Origin of the sequence: Corynebacterium curieae (assembly GCF_027570035.1) — a bacterium.
Taxonomy (GTDB): Bacteria; Actinomycetota; Actinomycetes; order Mycobacteriales; family Mycobacteriaceae; genus Corynebacterium; species Corynebacterium curieae.
The window spans coordinates 1-3,635 of sequence record NZ_JAKMUU010000020.1; the positions used below are offsets into that span (position 1 = coordinate 1).

At 57.1% G+C, this 3,635-nt stretch carries 6 protein-coding genes; all 6 read right to left on the reverse strand.

Features of this window, described 5'->3' with window-relative positions; genetic code table 11:
- Positions 1–75 precede the first annotated feature (75 nt).
- The 6 genes from L8V01_RS11800 to L8V01_RS11825 all read right to left on the reverse strand — a co-directional run bounded on the left by L8V01_RS11800 (position 76) and on the right by L8V01_RS11825 (position 3,337).
- Positions 76–333: a hypothetical protein gene (locus L8V01_RS11800; RefSeq protein WP_011116985.1), complete on the reverse strand. Its 258-nt coding sequence runs from the start codon at positions 331–333 to the stop codon at positions 76–78.
- A 77-nt stretch (positions 334–410) separates the two neighbouring features.
- On the reverse strand, positions 411–914 hold the full coding sequence (locus L8V01_RS11805; RefSeq protein WP_011116986.1) for a DnaB-like helicase N-terminal domain-containing protein: 504 nt from the start codon (positions 912–914) through the stop codon (positions 411–413).
- A gap of 22 nt (positions 915–936) precedes the next feature.
- Entirely contained in the window at positions 937–1,149 is a 213-nt protein-coding gene (locus tag L8V01_RS11810) for a glutaredoxin family protein (RefSeq protein WP_011116987.1), read from the reverse strand.
- Positions 1,150–1,702: 553 nt separating this feature from the next.
- Positions 1,703–2,233, reverse strand: a complete 531-nt coding sequence (locus tag L8V01_RS11815) for a DnaB-like helicase N-terminal domain-containing protein (RefSeq protein ID WP_011116988.1) — start codon at positions 2,231–2,233, stop codon at positions 1,703–1,705.
- A 25-nt stretch (positions 2,234–2,258) separates the two neighbouring features.
- Entirely contained in the window at positions 2,259–2,687 is a 429-nt protein-coding gene (locus L8V01_RS11820) for a hypothetical protein (RefSeq protein WP_011116989.1), read from the reverse strand.
- 23 nt (positions 2,688–2,710) lie between these two features.
- Positions 2,711–3,337: a ParA family protein gene (locus L8V01_RS11825; RefSeq protein WP_011116990.1), complete on the reverse strand. Its 627-nt coding sequence runs from the start codon at positions 3,335–3,337 to the stop codon at positions 2,711–2,713.
- Positions 3,338–3,635: the final 298 nt, after the last annotated feature.

The following is a 3,635-nucleotide window of genomic DNA, read 5'->3' on the forward strand; positions in this document are numbered from 1 at the left end:
TTAGGCCATATGCTTTAGCGTATGTTAAGGCATATGGCAGGCGGGTTAGTGCGGTTTATGGCCTGTGTGCTGCTCTTATGCGAGCGCTTGGCGTAGCTGATACCCGGCCAGCAGGACCCAAAACCCCGCGGTTGCTAGGGCGATAAAGAAGACAGTTTCGGATGCGGAGTATCCCGTCAGTCGGAGCACGACGGGTGGGACTGTCCAGAACACAGCCGGGACGGCCAGGCCGAAGAGGGCGATGTCCGCGCGCTCATTAGCGTCGCTGAGGGCGAGGATCGTCAAGGCCAGGAGGGCGGCGAGAGTGAAGGCGGCGAGGGTGTATGAGGCCATGGCGGCAAGCTTCCTTTCGGTTGAAACTTCGAGGACGCTTTTGATCGTATCGGCGGGGTGTGCACACCCTGCTGGGCTTAGAGTGTGGTGATGTCTTGGTAGCGTTGCCAGGCTTTGCGTTGGCCTATGCCGTGGTTGATCATGATGTCGAGTAGTTCGGCTTCGGGGGCGTGTTCGGCGGCGTGGCGGAGTTGTTCGGTCATGTGGAGGTATTGGCGGCGGTAGCTGGTGCTGGCTACTTGGCGGGCGTAGTCGGCGAGGTGGAGGTCGACGATTTTGAGGGTGACCAGTTCTGTCATGATGTGGTGTTGGTCGTCGGCGAGTCCGTCGCGGTTGCCTTTGGCTTGGAGGGTGTTGAGGACGGTGGAGGCGTCGGTGGGGCGGCTGTCGTTGACGAGTTCTTGTAGGGTGGCAAAGATTCTCGCCAGTAGGGTGTTGGCGAAGTCTGCGGGGTCGAGTTTGTCGGTGATGGTGGCGATGGTGTCTTTGTCGCCGCTGGTGAGCATGGCGGAGATGAGGCAGGCTTCGGAGTTGGTGACGGTGATGGTGGCGCTGATGGTCTCGGCAGTGTCCTGGGCCATGGGGTGCTCCTTGCTTTGTGGGTTATGCGGCTTGGCGTAGTTTGTCGGGGCGGAAGCCGGAGAAGCTGTTGCCGGCTTCGTCGACGATGACGGGGGCGCTGGCGTGGCCGAGGGTGGCGAGGTAGCCGGTGTGTTCTTTGGCGGGTTTTTCTTGGTAGTTGAGGCCGAGTTTGTTGGCGGTTTTGATGGTCAGTCGGCAGGGGTGGCATCCGGGTTTGGTGTAGATGGTGAGCATGTCTGCTCCTTTCTGGTCGAGTGTTGCCTTCCGTCACGGTATGCCTCTAGTTTAACATATGTTTTAACATATGGCAAGACATATGTTAGGCCATATGCTTTAGCATATGTTCGGGGTTTGTGGCCGCCACCTGTAGTTTTACTGGTGCCGGTGGTGTCGGTCTGGGGTGTGGGCGTGCATTTTTCTTGCTTTCATCTCCGGCACGTAGTGCCTGCGCCCGCCTGTGGTGGAGGTCAAGAAAGCGTGGAATAAATAGCGAAAAGCGCCCCGGATTCGGGGCGCGCGGGAGCGGTTTATGCCGCGAAAGTTCTTGACCGTAGCCACAGGCGGGTTAAGCTGCCGAAGGCGGAGATGAAAGCGTATCTGCCGAAACGGACACTGGTTGCGGCGTGTGGCTGTGTGGCTGGTCTTTCACGGTGGTGTTGGGGGTTGTTTTCCACGGGAGTTGCGCTCGGGTGCGCGGTGGGGTGGTCAGGCCATGATTGAAGGTCGTGGAAATTCCCGCAGCGAAGCGAGGAAATTGGAGCGAAGGCCACCGTGGGGTGGGTGTGGTTTAGTGGCGCTCTTGCGGGGTGTCTTTGTGATTGCGGTAGTAGCGGTCTTTAATGCGGCGTTGTTTTTTACCTTCTTTTACTAGCAGTGGGTAGAGGTCTTTTTCTGGTGCGGTGTGCGCCTGGCGGTTAAGGCGTTCGACCATGTGGCGGTATTGGCGGCGATACGAGTTGGAGGCTACGGCTTCGGCGTAGTCGGTTATTTTCGGCGGTATGTGCTCTAGGTTGGTGAGCATGGTGATAAGTCCGTCGATGTTATCGGTGAGTATGCCGGATTGGTCGCCTTCGGCGTGTAGGGCTGTGCGCACGCTGGCGGGGTCGTAGGGTCTGCCGCTTTTGAGTTGTTGGCTGATGGTGGCAAAGATTGCGGCGTAGTCGGTGGAGTAGAAGTCGGCGGGGGTGAGTGTTTGTGTCAGGTTTACCGCTTGGGTGGTGTCGCGGTTCCAGAGCAGGGCTGCGATAAGTAGCGCTTCGGGGTCTTCGCGCGGGTCGTTGTCTGCGCGGTCGGCGATGTGGGGAGTCTCGTGGGACATGGTGGCTCCTTGGTGTCGCGGGTGGTTATCCTTCCCAGCCGGTTTGTTGAGCCCAGGAGGAGATGAGCTGGTCGGCGATGGAGGCTCCATACTTGCTGCGGATTTTTTGCATGGCCTTCAGGGTGTCTTTGGGGATGTAGACGGTGGTGGTGCGGGTGAGCTCGTCGGTGTTGTAGGTCGCGTCTGCGGGCTGGTAGTCCGCGCCGTGGTCGGTGATTAGTTCCCAGGCTTCTAGAAGTTGGCGGTAGATAGGGGTGCTGGTTTCTGCCCAGTTTCTGCGTAGTTCTTTGTAGATGGAGTAGGGCAGGTTGACGGTGGTGCGGTGGGGCTTTTCTTTCTTGGTGGCCTTTGTGACCTTGGTGGTATTAAGTCCGGTGTCTTTGGTGAGGGTGGGTTTTCCTTGGGCGTCGGTTTGCTTCTTTTTCGGGCGTGCCAGTCCTGGGGTGTCGTTCATGGTTGCTCCTTTTTAAGGTGTGGTTAGTTGGTGATTTGGGCGATGATTTTGTCAAAGATTGCGGGATAGCCGTGTAGTTCTTTGGCGCTGTTGCGGGGCCAGTGTCCGAATTGGCGGTCGAAGTAGGCGCGGGATTCTACGCCGGGCCAAATGACTGGGATTCCTTCGTCTTCAAGGACTTTCCGGGCGCGGTCGGCAGTGCTTTTGCGCTTGTCCCAGATGGTGGGCAGTACGGCGTAGTGTTTGCCTTCTGGAATGACGTCGATGATTTTCCAGGTTTGTGCCATATCCGTGTGGGTGCCGGTGGTGGGAATGACGACGAAGTCTGAGTTTTCGATGATGAGTTCAGACATGCTGTGATTGCTGGGTGGGCCGTCGATGATGACAAGGTCGTCGCTGTATTTTTTTACCTTGCGCGCGAGGATTCCTCGGTTGACGGCTTCGACTTCGACGTCAACGTGGGGGGCGTTGGGGTTTTCTTCGAAGGCGTCGTTGGCGTATTCGATCCATTCGGAGGCGGTGCCTTGTTCGGCGTCGGCGTCGAGGACGTGGACGGTGTATCCACGGTAGGCGGCGACGGCGGCGAGGTTGATTGCGCTGGTGGTTTTTCCGGTTCCGCCTTTGGCGTTGAGGCAGGAAATTACGGGCATGGCTGCTCCTTTTAGGTGTCGAGTGTTGTGTTCTCAAAGTGTCCTTTGAGCTGTGGGTTTCATATTAGCATATGTTCTGCCATATGTTAAGCCATATGCTTAAACATATGTCTTGGCATATGTTTAATTGGGAGCTTTGATTTTACGTCTCACGTGGGAGTTTGTTGCTTTTTTCGGCTACGTTTTCTACGATCAATCGTGTCGAGTGTTTAACTGATTCCTTTCGGTTATTCCGACGTCTCGGGGATGCCCGAGACAAGCTCCCGGGGATGCCTGGGAGCTTTTTTATGTCCAAAGC

What these genes read in the sequence shown, in the direction of transcription:
- L8V01_RS11800 (WP_011116985.1), bottom strand. Translation starts at nt 333, where the DNA reads ATGGCCTCATACACCCTCGCCGCCTTCACTCTCGCCGCCCTCCTGGCC.
- L8V01_RS11805 (WP_011116986.1), bottom strand. Translation starts at nt 914, where the DNA reads ATGGCCCAGGACACTGCCGAGACCATCAGCGCCACCATCACCGTCACC.
- L8V01_RS11810 (WP_011116987.1), bottom strand. Translation starts at nt 1,149, where the DNA reads ATGCTCACCATCTACACCAAACCCGGATGCCACCCCTGCCGACTGACC.
- L8V01_RS11815 (WP_011116988.1), bottom strand. Translation starts at nt 2,233, where the DNA reads ATGTCCCACGAGACTCCCCACATCGCCGACCGCGCAGACAACGACCCG.
- L8V01_RS11820 (WP_011116989.1), bottom strand. Translation starts at nt 2,687, where the DNA reads ATGAACGACACCCCAGGACTGGCACGCCCGAAAAAGAAGCAAACCGAC.
- L8V01_RS11825 (WP_011116990.1), bottom strand. Translation starts at nt 3,337, where the DNA reads ATGCCCGTAATTTCCTGCCTCAACGCCAAAGGCGGAACCGGAAAAACC.